This is a genomic window from Halomonas sp. Y3, from assembly GCF_024137965.1.
GTDB lineage: Bacteria > Pseudomonadota > Gammaproteobacteria > Pseudomonadales > Halomonadaceae > Halomonas > Halomonas mongoliensis.
Window position 1 is genome coordinate 255,519 of record NZ_CP099975.1, and the last position, 15,540, is coordinate 271,058.

The 15,540-nt window shown below is 66.0% G+C and carries 19 protein-coding genes and 1 pseudogene; all 20 read left to right on the forward strand.

Annotation, left to right across the window (positions count from 1 at the left end; genetic code table 11):
- Positions 1-44: 44 nt before the first annotated feature.
- The 20 genes and pseudogenes from NHL60_RS01280 (at position 45) to NHL60_RS01375 (ending at position 15,502) form a co-directional block, all read left to right on the forward strand.
- Positions 45-794 (forward strand): PFL_4669 family integrating conjugative element protein, encoded by a 750-nt coding sequence (locus NHL60_RS01280; protein WP_023004985.1) that lies wholly within the window; start codon positions 45-47, stop codon positions 792-794.
- Between the two features lie 727 nt (positions 795-1,521).
- Positions 1,522-1,977: a DUF3158 family protein gene (locus tag NHL60_RS01285; protein ID WP_169956674.1), complete on the forward strand. Its 456-nt coding sequence runs from the start codon at positions 1,522-1,524 to the stop codon at positions 1,975-1,977.
- 18 nt (positions 1,978-1,995) lie between these two features.
- On the forward strand, positions 1,996-2,430 hold the full coding sequence (locus tag NHL60_RS01290; RefSeq protein ID WP_253447936.1) for a single-stranded DNA-binding protein: 435 nt from the start codon (positions 1,996-1,998) through the stop codon (positions 2,428-2,430).
- A 37-nt stretch (positions 2,431-2,467) separates the two neighbouring features.
- Positions 2,468-3,055, forward strand: coding sequence for a hypothetical protein (locus tag NHL60_RS01295; RefSeq protein ID WP_253447939.1), 588 nt, complete (start codon positions 2,468-2,470; stop codon positions 3,053-3,055).
- 20 nt (positions 3,056-3,075) lie between these two features.
- Complete coding sequence (locus NHL60_RS01300) at positions 3,076-3,300, forward strand: hypothetical protein (RefSeq protein WP_253447941.1); 225 nt, start codon at positions 3,076-3,078, stop codon at positions 3,298-3,300.
- Positions 3,301-3,402: 102 nt separating this feature from the next.
- Positions 3,403-5,295, forward strand: a complete 1,893-nt coding sequence (locus NHL60_RS01305; protein ID WP_253447945.1) for a DNA topoisomerase III — start codon at positions 3,403-3,405, stop codon at positions 5,293-5,295.
- A gap of 823 nt (positions 5,296-6,118) precedes the next feature.
- Positions 6,119-6,394 carry a hypothetical protein gene (locus NHL60_RS01310; protein ID WP_253447948.1) on the forward strand — a complete coding sequence of 92 codons (276 nt, stop codon included), beginning with the start codon at positions 6,119-6,121 and terminating at the stop codon, positions 6,392-6,394.
- A gap of 105 nt (positions 6,395-6,499) precedes the next feature.
- Positions 6,500-7,033: an STY4534 family ICE replication protein gene (locus NHL60_RS01315; RefSeq protein WP_096654998.1), complete on the forward strand. Its 534-nt coding sequence runs from the start codon at positions 6,500-6,502 to the stop codon at positions 7,031-7,033.
- Positions 7,034-7,124: 91 nt separating this feature from the next.
- Positions 7,125-7,361, forward strand: a complete 237-nt coding sequence (locus NHL60_RS01320) for a hypothetical protein (RefSeq protein ID WP_253447951.1) — start codon at positions 7,125-7,127, stop codon at positions 7,359-7,361.
- Between the two features lie 86 nt (positions 7,362-7,447).
- Positions 7,448-7,984 (forward strand): hypothetical protein, encoded by a 537-nt coding sequence (locus tag NHL60_RS01325; RefSeq protein ID WP_096655003.1) that lies wholly within the window; start codon positions 7,448-7,450, stop codon positions 7,982-7,984.
- A gap of 140 nt (positions 7,985-8,124) precedes the next feature.
- Complete coding sequence (locus NHL60_RS01330; RefSeq protein ID WP_253447953.1) at positions 8,125-8,769, forward strand: PilL N-terminal domain-containing protein; 645 nt, start codon at positions 8,125-8,127, stop codon at positions 8,767-8,769.
- A complete protein-coding gene (locus NHL60_RS01335; protein WP_253447956.1) occupies positions 8,762-9,523 on the forward strand; it encodes a hypothetical protein in 762 nt (253 codons plus the stop codon). The genes NHL60_RS01330 and NHL60_RS01335 overlap by 8 nt, the downstream gene beginning before the upstream one ends.
- A gap of 19 nt (positions 9,524-9,542) precedes the next feature.
- Positions 9,543-10,298 carry a TIGR03759 family integrating conjugative element protein gene (locus NHL60_RS01340; RefSeq protein ID WP_253447958.1) on the forward strand — a complete coding sequence of 252 codons (756 nt, stop codon included), beginning with the start codon at positions 9,543-9,545 and terminating at the stop codon, positions 10,296-10,298.
- Between the two features lie 9 nt (positions 10,299-10,307).
- Entirely contained in the window at positions 10,308-10,892 is a 585-nt protein-coding gene (locus NHL60_RS01345; RefSeq protein WP_253447960.1) for a transglycosylase SLT domain-containing protein, read from the forward strand.
- 14 nt (positions 10,893-10,906) lie between these two features.
- Positions 10,907-11,482, forward strand: a complete 576-nt coding sequence (locus NHL60_RS01350; protein WP_253447963.1) for an integrating conjugative element protein — start codon at positions 10,907-10,909, stop codon at positions 11,480-11,482.
- Positions 11,483-11,491: 9 nt separating this feature from the next.
- Positions 11,492-13,537 (forward strand): annotated as a pseudogene (gene traD / locus NHL60_RS01355) (type IV conjugative transfer system coupling protein TraD); the annotation flags it as partial.
- A gap of 217 nt (positions 13,538-13,754) precedes the next feature.
- Positions 13,755-14,045 carry a hypothetical protein gene (locus NHL60_RS01360; RefSeq protein WP_133066809.1) on the forward strand — a complete coding sequence of 97 codons (291 nt, stop codon included), beginning with the start codon at positions 13,755-13,757 and terminating at the stop codon, positions 14,043-14,045.
- 1 nt (position 14,046) lies between these two features.
- Entirely contained in the window at positions 14,047-14,739 is a 693-nt protein-coding gene (locus NHL60_RS01365) for a TIGR03747 family integrating conjugative element membrane protein (RefSeq protein ID WP_253447969.1), read from the forward strand.
- Between the two features lie 194 nt (positions 14,740-14,933).
- A complete protein-coding gene (locus NHL60_RS01370) occupies positions 14,934-15,287 on the forward strand; it encodes an RAQPRD family integrative conjugative element protein (protein WP_253447972.1) in 354 nt (117 codons plus the stop codon).
- The gene (locus NHL60_RS01375; protein WP_096655021.1) at positions 15,287-15,502 is read left to right on the forward strand and encodes a TIGR03758 family integrating conjugative element protein; all 216 of its coding nucleotides are present in this window, start codon (positions 15,287-15,289) and stop codon (positions 15,500-15,502) included. The genes NHL60_RS01370 and NHL60_RS01375 overlap by 1 nt, the downstream gene beginning before the upstream one ends.
- The last annotated feature ends 38 nt before the right edge of the window (positions 15,503-15,540 follow it).

Consider the following 15,540-nt stretch of genomic DNA (forward strand, 5'->3'; position numbering starts at 1 on the left):
GCCTGCCGTACCGCGGACACACATCAGCATGAGGGCAACGCGACATGGCCGTTGATCGCCTGGGAGCACTGCGCAGCAAGATCGAGCTGACGCTACACACCCATCACGCAGCACGGATCTGGAAGGGGCGAGGCGTCGAGACAGGGCGTCCGCAGATTATCGGCATGCGGCAGTTTCTGCTGATCTGCGGTGCGATCAAGCAGAACGCCGCCAAGGATGACCCCTATGCGGATCACTGGCTGCTGCAGCTGGATGCCAAGCTCGCCGAGACGCGAGCTCAGCTGGACCAGCGCCTTCAGGAGCTGGATAACCTGCTGGCTCAGCTGCCGCCAGAGCTGGACGTGGAAGAGAATCTCAACCAGCAGCCCCTCAAGATTCCCGTCTATACGGGCGGCCAACACGGCTGGCTCGCTCTGCGCCTGCTGATCGATTTCGACCGCTTCGTCAGGCGCGTCATGCTTGCTCACCATATCGCCCTGATTGGCCGGCGACAGATGGAGGAATACGTCCGGGTGGGGGGGCACCTCCTGCGCAGCCTGTGCGCGAGCACCCAGAAGTACCCCGGCTTCAGCGGTGCCACCCGGGATGACTTTGCCGCCAACAATGCCAAGGCTCGAGACGCCATCGAGAAGTTCGGCGCACTCCCTGACGATGTGCTCTCCGGCAAGCGGCGCAGCGAGTTTGCACCGCCAATTGCCAAGCCAGCTGAGGCCGCGAGGGCCGGCAGCGACGGCGAGTCGAAAGGAGACTCACCGCCTTCCGCTGGGGAGCCAGGAGACGCTCCCTCGACGTGATTCCACTGGAATCACCTGGGCGGCGGTGCCGAGGAGGCCTCCAGGGTGATGCCAGTGGCATCACTTGGTCGGTGGTGCCGGGGAGGCCTCCAGGGTGATGCCAGTGGCATCACTTGGTCGGTGGTGCCGGAGGAGGCCTTGGGGTGATTCCAGTGTAATCACTTGGGCGGTGGTACCGGGGAGGTCTCTGGGGTGATTCCACTGGAATCACTTGTTCGGCGGTGCCGAGGAGGCCTCCAGGGTGATGCCAGTGGCATCACCTGGGCGGCGGTGCCGAGGAGGCCTCCAGGGTGATGCCAGTGGCATCACTTGGGCGGTGGTGCCGAGGAGGTCTCTGGGGTGATGCCAGTGGCATCACTTGGTCGGTGGTGCCGGGGAGGGCCCCGGGGGTGATTCCAGTGTAATCACCTGGGCGGTGGTACCGGGGAGGTCTCTGGGGTGATTCCACTGGAATCACTTGGGTGGCGGTGCAGGGGAGGCCTCCAGGGTGATGCCACTGGAATCACCTGGGCGGCGGTGCCGGAGGAGGCCTCCGGGGTGATGCCACTGGAATCACTTGATCGGCGGTGCCGGAGGAGGCCTCCAGGGTGATGCCAGTGGCATCACTTGGTCGGTGGTGCCGGGGAGGGCCCCGGGGGTGATTCCACTGGAATCACTTGATCGGCGGTGCCGAGGAGGTCTTCGAGGTGATTCCAGTGGAATCACGGCAAGTGCATGAGGGGGCAGCTTGGATACCGCATCGAACAGCTATGGCAATGATGCATTCAACAGCTACGCAAAGGGTTTTTTAAAACCCTTTAAGGGTAAGGGGGAGCTGATTCGGCTCCGTGATGAGTTGGAGGAGTCGGCAAGAGCGGCGCGGCAAGAGGCGATCGATATAGCCTCGCAGGCGAATGGGGGGTTGCTGAAATCGACCGACCTCTGGCTGACCCCATGGGGTAAATCAGGCGTTCCTGCCAGAACGCTGCAGTGGCGCGATAACAGGCAGAGGAGCATGGGGCTTTGGCTGCTGGAAACGTTCCTGTCTCGCGACGACATATCCGAGGCGATGCGGCAGTCCGTCATCGATCTCGAGGTGCAGCGCTGCGTGTTCAATGCCAAGGCGGCCACGATCAACTGGTCGATCAAGCGAATCGGCAAGGCGCTGGCCGATATCGAGCATGCCGTCTCATTTCAGCGATAACGACCAAGGAGGATACCCATGGGCACCCGCTTTTACGGTGAGGGAAATATCGGCAGCGATCCGGAGGTTCGGACATTCCCCGTGCGTGAGAACCAGCCGCCCCGCACGCTGCTCAGGCTCAATGTGCGGTTCGATAACCTGGTCCCCAAGGATGGAGAGGTCGTGGACCGGGGAGGCTTCTGGGCCGATGTGGAGTGGTGGCACCGGGACGCCGAGCGCTGGTCGCGACTTTACCAGCGGGGCATGCGGGTGGTGGTGGTAGGCAAGATGGTCCAGGACAGCTGGGAGCAGAACGGCGAGACGCGAACGGCGTTCAAGGTGCAGGCGGACCGGGTCGCTATCTTGCCTCATCGGGTGGGTCAGGTAATCATGGATGCACCCCATAGCCATCAGCAGCCGGCTGAGCAGTATGCCAGCGGCCCGGGAGCCAGCCAGGAAGGCTACGGGGGCTAGCCGCTGAAAGATCATGGATGAATCAAGGAGAAGAATGATGAAGGGAGCCAAGAGGGTGCTGTGCTGGATGGGCCTGGGCGTTGCTGTGACGCTGGTAGCGGGCTGTGCCACACAGGACCATCTCTACTCTCAAGGACGCTGCCTGACCTGCATCAACAATCCGGTGACCGGGGAACCAGTCAATTACGACCCCGAGCAGCAGCCTGCTATCGAAAAGGATGCTGTGGCAGCCAGCGGTGACCAAGAGGTATCGGCAAGCAGCCGGCATGGGCGCTTCAGCATGGCATCGCCGCTTGATGTGGATACGGCCTATGCTCGGGTGCGTTCCGAGTTCGGATTCCGCTCCGATGCGGACTTCAACCCGAACAGCAACTCTGACCAGTGGGCGATGATGGACAACGCCTGGCACTTCGATGCCACGCCCGGCGCTTTCTACCAGATGAGTGACTATGCCAGGCAGGCCGTCAACGGTGCCGAGCACTCCCTGGTGCTGAAGACTCAAATCCAGCGCGACGGCAGCGGCTCTCGCATCAACGTTGAGTATCTGCCAACGACCAGTGCCGGGTACGATGGAGATGCCATGGGTGAGGCGCTTGAGGAGCGTTTCCGTATGGCGCTCCGTTAGCGCAGACAGGAGGGCATTCGGTGACATCGCCAGCACTGAGAAAAGAGCGGATCGGCATCACCCATGCGGCGCAGCTGCTGGGTGTTCGTGTCACCGATCTCAAGGATGCCCTTCGGCATGGACGCGACCTTCGCGGCCATGCGCCACCCCAGCCCATTGTCAGAGGTGCCGGCTCGTCCGGCACCCAGATGCTGTTCCTCCTGGGCGAGGTGATGGACGTCGCCGAGCTGATGGCCAGCTCTTGAAGGCGTCGGTGCAAAGCCGTTTCGCTGTCGTTCCCTTTCTTGCTTCGCTCCCTCCCACTGCCTTGCCATGCTGCCCTCCATGCTTATGAGGGAGGTGTGTCAATGCGTCTATTCCTGTGCGAGAAGCCTTCGCAGGCCCGAGATATTGCCCGTGTGATCGGTGCCGGCCAGCGCAGCGAGGGCTTCCTGAAGGGCGAGGGGTGTGTCGTGACCTGGGGGTTCGGGCATCTGCTCGAGCAGGCCCCGCCGGAGCAGTACGACCCGGCGCTCAAGCGCTGGTCGCTGGAGGCGCTGCCGATTCTGCCTTCGATCTGGAAGATGGAGATCAAGAAGAGCGGCCGCAAGCAGTTCGGTGTCGTGAAGAAGCTGCTGGGCCAGGCGACCGAGGTGGTAGTGGCCACCGATGCCGACCGGGAAGGGGAAACCATCGCCCGCGAAATCTTGGATCACTGCGGCTATCGGGGGAAGGTCTCCCGCCTGTGGCTCTCGGCCCTGGATGATGCCTCGATCCGCAAGGCCCTGGCCGGCATCAGGCCCGGCGAGGCGACCTACCCGCTATATCTGGCTGGGCTCGGGCGTAGCCGGGCCGATTGGCTGGTCGGGATGAACCTGACCCGGGCCTATACGGTGCTGGCCCAGCGACAGGGCCATCAGGGAGTACTCTCGGTGGGGCGTGTGCAGACGCCTGCGCTGCGCCTGGTTGTGGATCGCGACCGGGAGATTGCCAACTTCGTTCCCCTGCCCTTCTGGGAAGTCGTGGCGCATCTGCAGGCGTCGGGCGGGACCTTTCAGGCGAAGTGGCAACCGAGTGATGCCTCGATCCAGGATGCCGCGGGGCGCTGCGTCAGCGAGGAAGCCGCCCGGTCATTGGCTCAGCGAGTCACCGGGCAGCAGGGGCGTGTCAGCCACCTCGAGACGAGCCGCAAGAAGGAGGCGGCGCCACTGGTGATGGATCTCTCATCGCTGCAGCAGGAGGCGTCGCGCCGCTTTGGTTACGGTGCCCAGCAGGTATTGGATATCGCCCAGGCGCTCTACGAAGTCCACAAGGCGACCAGCTACCCGCGAACCGACTGTCGGTATCTGCCGGAGTCGCAGCGCGATGATGCCGAGCGCATCGTGACGATGCTGCTGCACTCGGATGAGGTGCTGTCACCGCTTCGCCAGCGGCTGGACACGAGCCGCAAGAGCCGTGTCTGGAACGACAGCAAGATTACCGCCCACCACGGCATCATCCCGACCGCGGCCTGCGACCTGGCCAAGTTGAGCGATGACGAGCGCAACGTCTACGACCTGATTCGTCGCCACTACCTGGCCCAGTTTCTGCCGGCTCACGAGTACGATCGGACCGAGGTGCGGGTAGACCTGGAGGGCGAAGCGTTTGTGGCCTCAGGGCGGCAGGTGCGTGTGGAAGGGTGGCGCGAACTCTTTCCCCGGGCGGCGGTTGGAGATGGCGGCGACGAGGAGCGGGAAGCGCCCCCGCTGCCGTCGCTGAGCGAGGGGGAGTGCTGCCAGGCCCGTCAGCTTGAGGTGCTGGCCAAACAAACGACACCGCCCAAGCCCTTCACCGAGGGCACCCTGGTCGCCGCCATGAAGCATGCCGCTCGGTTCGTGACAGACGAGCGCCTGAAGGCGCGCCTCAAGGAGACGGCAGGGATCGGCACCGAGGCAACGCGAGCCGGCATCATCGAGACGCTGCTGAAGCGGGGCTTCATCAAGCGGCAGAAGCGTGCCCTGGTTTCGACGCCGACCGGCCAGCAGCTGATCGATGCGCTGCCTACCGTCATCACCAATCCCGGCATGACGGCGCTCTGGGAACAGGCGTTGGATGACGTCGCGGCAGGGCGCCTGGCGCTGCAAGAGTTCATGGGCCGTCAGGCCGGCATGGTGGAGAAGCTGGTGCAGCATGCGCGAGAGTCCACGGTGACGATGCCTCAGCCAAAGAGCAAGACGCCAGGAAAAGGCGCCGGCAGCCGGCGCAAGGCGCCATCATCTTGACCCTAAGAGGGGTAGGCTCAATAATGAGGGCTGTACCCCGTTGGTTGCTGACGGTCATCACGCAACGCCCTTTGAGCGCCAACGCTCAATCCCCCAAAGCGACAGCGCCTCGCGAGACTGTCACGTCCCACTCCCTACCTTTGAAGCCAGAGCCACTGACTTCATTGCTTCCACCGGGATACGAGGCTCCTTTATCTCAGGCCAACTTGGTTGGTTGGCCACCTATCTCATACGACGACCGGCCTGCCGGCTGCCTTGATCCAGGGTAGCGGTCAGGCCGGTTGACGTTTCCACGCTGGAAACGCCTGCCCTTCTGCGGAGCCCGCCGCATCACCAACGGGAGCCCTTTGTGCAGGGATCTGTGCTTGATCGACCGAATGCGTCCGCGAAGAGATTCGGGTGCCACCGTGAGCGAAGCATGACAACGAGGGACATGCCTTGGCTCCAGTTGCATGGCGGACATCCTGGTACTTGTCGATACGGCGACGACCCTGTTGATGCCCTCTATGGTCTTCAATCCCAAGACGTGGCGTGCCGCGTCTTGCGAGTGGGGATATCGAGGAGACGCTGCCCAAGCAATGAGCAGCCTTCCAGTGGGCAAGTGCCGCCGCTGGCGGCCCGGTGGTCTCGACCGGTTCCAACCGAGACACCCCAGGCACCCGGGCGTTTCAAGGGTGCGCCGCTTGGCGGTACGCCATCACCCAAGGCCTCGCGCATCCCGAGACGAGGCCGCCCATTCGGGCTGGATGCCACTGCGATTACCACCCATTCGGGGAGATGCCTCCCCAGGGGGCGGACCCCCTGGAACCTGGAGGAAGACCCCATGGCCACGATTGTCGACGACCATGTCATGGTCTGTGACGACTGCCTGATGATCATCGCCAATGACGATGCCACCGGGCTGGATCACTTCCTGGATGAGGAGAGCGCTGCCGCCCGCGAAAGGGAAGTGCGTGAGTCCATCTACGCAGCGCAGCGTGACGGGAACACCCTCGTCGTCGGCGATAGCGAGCACGACGAAGCATTCTCGACATCATCCTGCGACTGCTGCCACACCAACCTGGCGGGCGCTCGGCACCACTGCGTGCTGATGGGCTGAGCCAGCGTCTGAAACCACCCATTGCCCACCCGGGAAGCCACTCGACTTCCCAGAGGGGGCGAGTGTCTTCCGGGCGCACACCGCAACCCACCGAGGAGACACTCCATGACGAACTCCACTCACCAGAGTGCCACCACTGGCTTCTTCGATCTGCATATCACCGGCCTTGGCTATCTCAACCGCATCCGAGAGGTCAGGCCGAAGCGTGGAGACGCGTTCTGGGCATGCGATATCGCCGCCCTGAATGGCCCCGCGGACGATGTGGGCTATACCCGCTTCGACTGTCGGATCAGCGGCCGTGAGGCCGAAGCGCTCGTCAAACGCTGCCGCCAGGCGGTGTATCAGGGCCGCAAGGTGCTGGTGGGCTTCAAGCTTGGCGACCTCTGGACGGACACCTTCGTCTACTCCAGAGGCGACAAGGCGGGCCAGACCGGCGTCAGTCTCAAGGCGCGCCTTCTGTTCATCAGCTGGATCAAGGTGAACGGCGAGATGGTTTACCAGGCGCCCCGCCGCGAAGAGCAGACTGCCGGCAACGACAGATCCGCTGCCTCAGCGGAGCCGTCTGAAACCGGCAATGGCTACGCCGCTGCCCATGCGGGAGAAGCGGCCGGCTCCTTCGATTCGCCGGCTATGCACTGATCCACAGCGCTTCCATCAACCTACCCAGCCGGGGATTTACCTCCCCGTCGGGGAGGTTCTTCTCGGCGATGACAGTCCGCTGGAGAAGACAATGCGAGTGGAAGTTAACCAACTGCTCTACGATCCGCGAGATCCGACCTGCTTCTACATCCTGAGCGAGAGTGCCGGAAGGCTGTACGCCTTCGTGCAGTGCATCGATCGCGGCATGGATCTCAAGGCTCACTACCGCGCCCGCTATTGGGGCGAGTATAGCCACGACGACCCGGATGGCAGCATCCGGCTCATCCTGACTCAAGGGGGTAAATGGCCAGGCCTGCCCCTCGACTAACCACATTACTCATCGCCACCCAGCCGGGGAAATGCCTCCCCGCTGGGAAGGTTCTCCCCGGCGCTGTTATGAACGGGAGAACCACGATGGAACACTTTGTCCCTAATCCCTATGCGGTCGAAGGTGCGCTGATTCGGGAGGCGGTGCTGCGCGAGCAGTTTCGTCTCACGGTGCATGGCACGCGCTGGGAGTATGACGATACCGCTCCCTCGGACCCCTGGTTCGAGGAGACAACCGTCATCGACGCTGGCAGCTTTGCGACGGTCACCGAGATCGTCCATGCAGAGCCCGACCTTCTGGCGCATATCGGCCCGGAGGTCATGCTGTCTCACGCCGAGGTGCGAGACCGGTACGGTCGCCTTGTGGCAGCAGCACGCTTTACGACGGGTGCCTTCGAGTGGCTCATGCCGCCCACCGTTCAGGAAGCGTCTGCGCTACGCGAGCGCGAGCAGGCACTGGAGCAGCGGGCCAGGGAGGAGATTGCCCTGGCAGACAACGTCAGCGCAGCGCGCTGGCTTCGCGAGCAGGCGGCAGGCGTGCGGCTGCAGCTGGCTCTGGACCACTACTATCGACCCTATGTGCGCCGAGAGCTCGAGGCGCTCAGCGTCATGCCAAGGCACTGACGATTCCCAACCTGCGAAGAACGCCCCATTCCGGGGCGTTTTTCCTTTCCCCGCCTGATTACGCTTTCCAATCGACCCGCCCCCGCAAACCCGAGAACCTCCTGCCTCAACGCCATTGAATGGACTCCTTGAGGCAACGCATGCTCAACCTTCCCACCCTCTCGATCGCTGCGCTGATCGCCACCACGCTGCTGGCGGGCTGTGCGCATCAGCCGCAACAGGCTCCTGAACCCTCGAACGCCGACTCTCTGGTGCTTTCGCTGCCGTACTTCGACGTGGACGGCGAGCGGCATCGGGCCGTGGTCACCGGCCCCAACCCGCCGACGACCGAGGCCGTGACTCCGGACATTTACAGCGACGAACTGCCCTCCGTTGAGGTCATTCGCACCGGGCGTTACCAGCTGGTGGCCACTCAGGCCTCGCTGGGTCAGCGCTACCTCCTGGAGCAGACCATCGACGTGCGCATTCCGGCATCCATGACCACCACTGTGGAGGATGCGCTGCATCACACCCTGCGCCATACCGGCTATTCGCTCTGCCCCGCGCCCGGCCCCGCTCAGCGCACCCTCTACCGCAAGCCGCTGCCGGCGGCCCACTACCGGCTGGGCCCGATGCCGCTGCGCGAAGCCCTTCAGGTGCTGGGCGGCGACGCCTGGGAGCTGGAGGTCGACCCTGTCGCCAGAGAGGTCTGCTACCAGGTGCGGGATATCCGCTATGCGCCGGGGCACGGCGACGACAGCCGTGACGAGCGCAACGAAGCAGTGGCGGAGGTGAGCGATGCGTGAGCCTACCGAGCTGTCGCCCAACCACAAGCCGACGGAGCCGCAGCGTCGCCGCAAGTTCGGGGCAGGGAAGGGCAGCAGGAAGACCCTCTACGGTCTGCTGACGGTCAGCCTGGCCGGTGCTGTGGTGTCGGGGGCTCTGCTGTTGAGGCCGGCGCCTGAGGAGGTGCCGGTGGAATCTCTGGTGCAGTCCCAGGTGCAGCAGGCGTTGGTACCGCTGGAGGAGGCGCTCGCCCGAGTGGAATCGCAGCAGACGGTGCTGGAGCAGCACCTGGCGGAGCTGGACCAGCGTCTCGAGCGAGCCGAGCAGCGCGGGCTGGAGAATGCCGCCGATATCACCGCCGCACAGGCGCAGCTGGAACAGCGGGATCCGCTTGAGCCCCGCCTGGCCGAGCTATCCGAGACGCTGAGCCACCTGGATAGCGAGCTCAACCTGCGCGTCACCGCCCAGAACGAGCAGATCCAGACGCTGGAGAAGCGCCTCGAGCAGAGCCGGCAGGCGGCACCACGCCCGGCACCTTCCCGCCAGGCGCCGCGGCCAGCGGCCCCGCCGTCGCCCCCGTTCCAGGTCACCGGCGTCGAGTCCCGGGGCGGGCGCCCCTACGTTGGCGTTTCGCCCAACGGCCTGTCGAGCCTGCGGGATATCCGGCTGCTGGGCGTCGGGGATCGCCAGGATGGCTGGGAGCTGACCAGTATCCGCGGCACCCACGCCGTCTTCAGCCGCAACGGCCGCTCCGTCGACGTCCAGATTCCCTGAGCCCACCGGAGATCCTGCGATGACAAACCCGAAACCTGCTGTGCTTGCCGCGATGACCGTTGCCGTGGCGCTGCTGGCCAGCCAGGCCGCTGCCCAGTCCACTGCCCAGTCCACCATGGAGCATCGCCCCGATGCCTCCGCCGTGATTCAGGAGGCCCAGCGGCTGCTCGAGAGCGAGCGCACCACCACGCGCACGCAGCGGGCCGAGGCCTGGAGGCTGACCGAGCGCGACTGGGAGCGCTACGAGACGCTGATGGAGGGGCCGCGAGGGATCTGGTCGCCCAACCTCGATCCCATCACCGCCCTGGGCGTGGAGGCGCGCAGCGCCGAGGAGCGCCGCCGCTATGCGGAGCTGCTGGTGGCCGTGGAGCGCGAGCGCACCGAGCGGGAGCTGGCGTTCCAGCGGGCCTACGACGAGGCTTGGCAGCGCCTCTATCCCGACGAGATGCCGGTGGATGAGTTCACCTTGCGGCCGCGCAACGCCTTTCACTTCACCGACGAGGGTGCGCTGCAGGCGCGCCTGACGGTGTATGTGGCAGTAGAGGCGTGCGAGCGCTGCGACAGCACCGTCAGCGAGCTGCTGGCCCAGGGCGCCCAGATGGACATCTTCGTGCTCGACAGCGACGGCGACGACGCCGTGATACGCGACTGGGCCCGCCGCGCGGGCGTGCCGGCGGATCGCGTGCGGGCGCGGGACATCACCCTCAACCACGGCCAGCCGGACCCCGAGCACGGCATCACCATGGGGTCGCTGCCGCAGGTCTACCCGAGGTGAGGAGGGGGTATGAGGCTGACAGCATGCCGACGCCTGGTGATGGGCTGCGCGCTTGGCTGTGGTCTGGCGGTGGTGTCATCGCTGGCGAATGCCACCGTAGTACCGCCTGCGTACTTCGACGCCGCAAGCCTGCACCAGGTCCCGCCAGAAGTGCTCTATGCAGTGGCCACGGCGGAATCGGTAGTCAGCTTGAAGGTGGGGCGCCGGCCCTGGCCCTGGACCCTGAACGTGGCGGGGGAGGGCTTCCACTTTGCGACTCGCCAGGCGGCCTGCGATGCCCTGGTGCTGGCCCTTCAGGAAACCCGCGTCGTGGACGTGGGCATCGCCCAGCTCAACGTGCGCTGGCAGCCGCAGCTGTTCGGCGCTGGCAAACGCTTTCCCCACCCCTGCGATGCCCTGGACCCCTACGCCAACCTGGAGGAGGCGGCCCGCCTGCTGCGCGGCCACTTCGAGGTCACCGGCGACTGGGTGCAGGCGGCCGGGCGCTACCACCGTCCCGCTGGCGGAGAGCCGGCGGCCCGCTACCGCCGCCTCGTCGCCGCCGAGCTCGAGCGGCTGCAAGCGTCTCGCCAGCGGCAGCTGGCAGCCAACTAAGGGAGAGTCGACCGATGATGAAATGTAATCTCTGCCGCTGGACGTTACCCGCTCTGATGGGTGGGCTCCTTGGGCTGCTTGCCGCCATTGCCCAGGCGGAGACGATGCCCGAAATGTCCCTAGCCGAGCGGCCTGCCCTGGAGGTGCTTGCCGACCATGGCGGGGAGCCGGCCCGCCCCTACTTCGTTGCCATCGGCATGGCCGACGTGCCGGAGGAGGAGGGCTATGCCCCGGATACGCGTGCGCCGGTGGCGTTCAGCGAGGCGGATATGCTGCCGGTGACCAGCGAGCGGCTGTCGCCCGGCGAGGTGCGCTTTCGACCGCTGGAGCTGCCGAGCCACATGACGCCCTTCTTCCTGGTCGGCGACGATGCGCTGTCGCTTCGCTGGCTGGAGGCCCGCGGGGAGACCCTGCGCGAGCTCAACGCGGTGGGGCTGATCGTCGAGGTGGCCACACCCGAGGGGCTTGAGCGCCTGCGCGAGGCGGCGCCGGGGCTCGAGCTGCGCCCCACGCCGGGGGACGACCTGGCCGGTCGGCTGGGCCTGGCCCACTACCCGGTGCTGGTGACGTCTCAGGGGCTGGAGCAGTAGGAGCGCGCGATGAACCAGACACACCCCCTGGAGGCGCTGCTGCGCCCGGCGGTAGAGCTCAACACCGCCCTGGTCTGCCTGGCCTGTGCGGTGCTCTGCATCATGGCACCCTGGTCGCTGGCCCTGTCGCCCAGCGTGGGCTACGGCATGGCGGCGGGCTTTGCCGCCTTCGGGCTGTTGCGGGCTCGGCAGGCCTGGGTGGTGCTGCGCTACCGCCGCAATATGAAGCGCCTGCCGCGCTTCGCGCTGCGCAGCCGGCAGATCCCGGTCAGCCAGCGGCTGCTGTGGATGGGCAAGGGCTTCAAGTGGGAGGCGCGCCACACCCAGCGGCTGCATGAGAGCCAGCAGCCCCACGTGCAGCGCTATCTGCGCCCGGGGCCCGCCTACCGCGTCGCCCGGGAGCTGGAGAACCGGTTGGAGCGCTATGGGGCCGGTCGGCCGCTGGTGAAGCTGCTCGCCGCGGATGTGCCCTGGAATCCTGTGCGCCCGCTGCCGCCGGTGGGCGGCATGGCGGCACTGCACGCCGTGGAGTGGAAGGAGCGCGACGTCTACCTGCCCCTGGGGGAACGGGTGGGTCACACCCTGGTGGAGGGCACCACCCGGGTCGGCAAGACCCGGCTCGCCGAGATCCTGATCACTCAGGACATCCATCGCGGCGACGTGGTGATCGCCTTCGACCCCAAGGGCGACGCCGACCTGATGATCCGCATGTATGCCGAGGCGCAGCGGGCGGGCCGTGGCGATTCATTCTACGTCTTCCACCTGGGCTGGCCGGATATCTCCGCGCGCTACAACGCCGTGGGCCGCTTCGGGCGCATCTCCGAGGTGGCCACCCGGCTCGCCGGCCAGCTCTCCGGGGAGGGCAATAGCGCCGCCTTCCGCGAGTTCGCCTGGCGCTTCGTCAACATCGTGGCCCGGGCCCGTCATGCCCTGGGGCAGCGTCCCACCTACGAGCAGATCCTCTCGGACGTGGTGAACATCGACGGCCTGATGATCGAGTACGCCCAGCAGACCCTGACCCGCCACGACCAGCACGCCTGGGAGCGTATCACCACCATCGAGGGCAAGCTCAACGACAAGAACATCCCCCGCCAGTTTCAGGGCCGCGACAAGCGGGTGGTGGCCATCGAGCAGTACCTGCAGCAGGTCAAGGTGGTGGACGCCGTGCTCGAGGGGCTGCGCAGCGCCGTGCGCTACGATAAGACCTACTTCGACAAGATCGTGGCGAGCCTGCTGCCGCTGCTGGAGAAGCTGACCACCGGACGCATCGCCGAGCTGCTCTCGCCGGACTACGACGACATCGAAGACCCTCGGCCGATCATCGATTGGCAGCAGATCATCCGCAAACGCGGCATCGTCTACGTGGGCCTGGATGCCATGTCTGATTTCGAGGTGGCCCAGGCGGTGGGCAACTCCATGTTCGCCGACCTGGTCTCGGTGGCCGGCCATATCTACAAGCACGGCATCGATGACGGCCTGCCGGCGGTGAACGGCAAGCGCATGGGCAAGGTGCCGATCAACCTGCACTGCGACGAGTTCAACGAGCTGATGGGCGACGAGTTCATCCCGCTCATCAACAAGGGGGGCGGTGCCGGCATCCAGGTCACCGCCTACACCCAGACCCTCTCCGACATCGAGGCGCGCATCGGCAACGCCGCCAAGGCTGGCCAGGTGGTGGGCAACTTCAACAACCTGGTGATGCTGCGGGTGCGCGAGGAGAAGACCGCCGAGCTGCTGACCCGGCAGCTGCGCCAGGTCAACGTGGCCACCCGCATGCTGGTCAGCATGGCCTCCGACTCCAGCGACATCGCCAACGATATCGACTTCACCAGCTCCGGCGGCGACCGCATCAGCACCGTGCAGGTGCCGATGATCGAGCCTGCCGACGTGGTATCGCTGCCCAAGGGGCAGGCCTTCGCCCTGCTCGAGGGTGGCCAGCTCTGGAAGGTGCGCATGCCGCTGCCGCTACCCGACAGGCACGAGGACATCCCCGGCAGCATCGCCGAGCTCGCCGAGCGCATGAAGCGCGACTACACCACCGGCGAGCAGTGGTGGACCGCGGTGATGCCGCCGCCGGTGAACCTGGAGCTGGGCGAGCTAGGGGCCGAGCTCCCGGTGCGGGCCCGCGATGCCCAGGAGCCGCCGCCTGCGCAGGCAGAAGCCCGAAGGGAGGAGCATGACAAGGACGAGGCCAAGGTGCGCCGGCAGGGGGAGGAGGCCGAGGATCAGCTGCTCGACGAGTGGCCGTTGGCCCAAGAGAGGGAGAACCGTGATGAACATCGAGACAACGCCCATGACGCCTGATACCGCGGCAACCGCCATCGTCTCCAGCGTCGCCCTGGAGAGCGGCTCTTTGAGTGAGCTGCCGCCGGCCCTGTACGGGCTGCTCGACTACGTGGTCATTGGCATCGACCGCATCGAGCTGACCCAGCGCGCCTATCGCAAGGGGCTCTCGCCGGTGTGGGAGCAGGGCGAGCACCCCCATGAGGGGCGACTGATCCTGCACTACCACGACCGCCGCTGGTCGCTGCTCTGCTCGCTGACGCCGGTGAGGGTGCACTGAGATGGCCACGGCAGAGCGCGCCCAGGAAACCCGACGCGGCTGGCTCTCCACGCTGTTCGGCCTGCCGTTTCAGATCATGGCGGTGCTGGTGGTCTCGCTGCTGATGTCGGTGCTGATCGAGTGGGCGGGGATCTACTGGCAGTGGTGGAGCCAGCCCGGGGCCCAGCACGCCCTGGAGACCCTGGAAGCGGAGGTGGCCCGGCTGGATACTACCTTCACCCGCTCGCTGCTGGTCTCGGACCCGGTCGCCCTGGCGACGGGGGCGGTCAGCCGAGCCTATGACTGGCTGTTCGTGAGGAGCGGGATCTCGGCTTGGCTCGAGACCAGCGCCCATCACGGCGGCTGGCTCGGCACCCTGCATGTCTACGTGCAGGCGGCGCTCTACGTCACGCTGATGACCCTGACCCGGGTGGTCATCCTGCTGCTGACCTCGCCGCTCTTCGCCCTGGCGGCCCTGGTCGGCTTCGTCGACGGCCTGGTGCGCCGCGACCTGCGCCGCTTCGGTGCGGGGCGCGAGTCCGCCTTCATCTACCACCATGCCAAGCGAGCCATCACACCGGTCTTCGTGGTGGGCTGGCTGCTCTACCTGAGCGTGCCCTTCGCCATCCACCCCAACGCCTTCCTGCTGCCCTGCGCAGCGCTCTTCGGCCTGCTGGTCAGCATCGCCACGGGGAGCTTCAAGAAGTACCTCTGAGGCCCCACGTCGCGGACCTTCCGCGGCCTCTCGGTTATCGTCCGGAGCCTTCACGGGCTCCGGTGCTTGCGTGTCCAGGGTGTTGAGCGGGCAGAGATAAACGTCGTGTGCGGCGCTTATGGTTTCCTGCTGCGCTGCACCCCGGCGGGCGACAGGATGACGGCAATGCCAGCCAACGGATGGACTGTCTTGCCATGACGCTTCGCCGCCTGCCACGGGCCCTGACGCCCCTGCTCCTGACGCTGCTGACCGCCCATTTCGGTATCGCACATGCCGCCGAGCGCGATGGCCTGCGCGATGAGATCGCCCGCCAGGATCTGGCCCTGATCCAGGACCAGCTGGCCCAGATCCAGCGCATTGTGGACCGGCTCGAGGGCCGCGTCGGGGAGTTCGACCCCCACACCACCCGCGTCTTCCTGGACGTGCCGCGCCTGCGCCGTGACCTCGAGGCGGTGGCCGAGGGCATTGATGACGTGCTCGAGCCGCCTCGCTTGCCGCCTCGGCAGCCTGCGCCGCTCGCCGGCGACTACCTGCGGGAGCGGTACTGATGGAGGCCTTCGCCGCCGGTGCCGGCTTCGAGGCGCCGCCTCTGGGCATCCTGATTGCCGGGGTGGGCTGCACCGTGGTGCTGCTCTGGGCGTGCTGGAGCGCCATCTCCTCCTACCGAGGCTATGCCAAGGGGCGCGTCAGCGGCGACGACTTCGGCTTTGCCGCCCTGCGCGCCGTCTTTCTGGTCGTGGTGATGTTCTGGATTTTCCTATGAGGTCACCGGCCTCGAACCCTGCGTCATTCAGCAATTCG